Genomic DNA, 1961 nt, shown 5'->3' with positions numbered 1-1961 from the left:
AGAACAACCTCAACGTGCGCTGCGTCGCCGCCGGGGTTTACGGCGGTGACGGCCGACTGAAGGCCGCCCTGGGACTCACCGGCGCCAGCAGCCAGCTGACTCCGGAGAACCAGGAAGAGACCGCTCGGGCGGTGATCAAGGCGGCGCTGCTGATCTCTCGGGAGTTGGGGTACGGCAACGGGTAGGCACCCACTTCCCAGCCCCGCGTAAGATTCCCGCGTGCGCGGGAATGGCTAACGATCTGATCCCGCTGCCCTCCGCCAAGATCTTACAGTCTGCGACTCAAATTTCTCGCCAAAGGCCTTGCGCACTGCGGTTCTAGTGACTACACTTCTGGATTGAGCGACCGCTCACGGTGCCCATCGGCCTTGCCGCTCGACGCACCGGCACTTACAAGATTCCCAAGACTCTGGTCCCGGCGCTTCCCAGCCCGCTCCGGGACCTTCGGCAGCGAGGAGAAGAAACCGTCATGACCGCGAAAGTGAGCACTCGGCAGTTCAAGGCCGAGACAAAGCAGCTGCTGGATCTGATGATCCACTCCCTGTACACCAACAAAGAGATCTTCCTCCGCGAGCTCATCTCCAACGCCTCCGACGCCCTCGACCGCCTGCGCTTCGAAGCTCTCACCAGCCCGGAGCTCACCGCCGGCGACGACCAGCTGGAGATTCGCCTGGAGACCGATCCGGAAGCCCGCACCCTGACCATTCGGGACAACGGCATCGGTATGAACCGCGACGAGGTGATCGCCAATATCGGCACCATCGCCAAGTCCGGCACCCGGGAGCTGGTGGAGAAGCTGAAGAAGAGCAAGTCCGCGGAGAGCGCGGCCCAGCTCATCGGCCAGTTCGGCGTCGGCTTCTACTCCGCCTTCATGGTCGCCGACAAGGTGGAGCTGATCACCCGCCGGGCCGGTGAGGACGGGGCCACCTTCTGGTCCTCCTCCGGTGACGGCAAGTACAAGATCGGCGACGCCGAGCGCGATCAGCGGGGCACCACCATCACCCTGCACCTGAAGCCCGCGGATTCCGAGGACGGCATGGAGGACTTCACCGACCGCTACATCGTCGGCCGGGTGGTGCGCCGCTACTCCGACTTCGTTAGCTATCCCATCATCCTCAAGGACGAGCGCGAGGAGGTGGAGAAGGACGAGGACGGCAATCCCAAGCCCGACGGCAAGAAGGAGACGGTGGTCGAGGACAAGGTCCTCAACTCCCAGAAGCCCATCTGGACCCGCCCCGCCGACGAGGTGACGGAAGAGGAGTACAACGAGTTCTACAAGCACATCTCCCACGACTGGAACGAGCCGATGAAGCATTTCTCGTTCCGGGCGGAGGGCCGCATCGAGTACCAGGCCCTGCTCTTCATTCCGTCGACGGCGCCCTACGACTACTACTACCACGGCTATGAATTCGGCCTGCAGCTCTACGTGCGGCGGGTGATGATCATGGACAAATGCGAGGATCTGCTGCCCCGCTACCTGCGCTTCGCCAAGGGCGTGGTGGACTCCTCCGACCTGCCGCTGAACATCTCCCGCCAGCGCCTGCAGGAGGATCGCCACATCACCCAGATCCGCCGCTGGCTGACCAAGAAGATTCTCGACACCCTGGCCGAGACCCAGCGGGACAACCCGGAGGACTACCGCAAGTTCTGGGACGAGTTCGGGCGCTCCATCAAGGAGGGCATCGGCTCTGACTGGGACAACAAAGACAAAATCGTCAGCCTGCTGCTCTTCCAGTCCACCGCCGATCCGGAGAAGCTCACCACCCTCGACGAATACGTCGAGCGCATGGGCGAGGACCAGAAGGAGATCTTCTACATCACCGGCGAGTCCCGCGCGGTGGTGGAGAGCTCGCCGCACCTGGAGGCCTTCAAGGAGAAGGGCATCGAGGTGCTGCTGCTCACCGACACCGTCGACGAGCTAATGGTCCAGAGCCTCACGGAACACCAGGACAAGCGCCTCA

The 1961-nt window shown here is 63.1% G+C and carries 2 protein-coding genes; both read left to right on the top strand.

Annotated elements, in window-relative coordinates; translation table 11 throughout:
• Positions 1-185, top strand: a 185-nt coding sequence (locus SX243_26150; GenBank protein MDY7096469.1) for an IclR family transcriptional regulator C-terminal domain-containing protein, incomplete at its 5' end; no start/stop codon positions are given.
• A 284-nt stretch (positions 186-469) separates the two neighbouring features.
• Positions 470-1961 (top strand): molecular chaperone HtpG (htpG, locus tag SX243_26145; protein MDY7096468.1); only part of this gene is annotated, 1492 nt, incomplete at its 3' end.

This window comes from Acidobacteriota bacterium, from assembly GCA_034211275.1.
Lineage (GTDB): Bacteria > Acidobacteriota > Thermoanaerobaculia > Multivoradales > JAHZIX01 > JAGQSE01.
The sequence above is the reverse complement of the archived record's forward strand: the minus strand, read 5'-3'. Positions and strand labels throughout refer to the sequence as shown.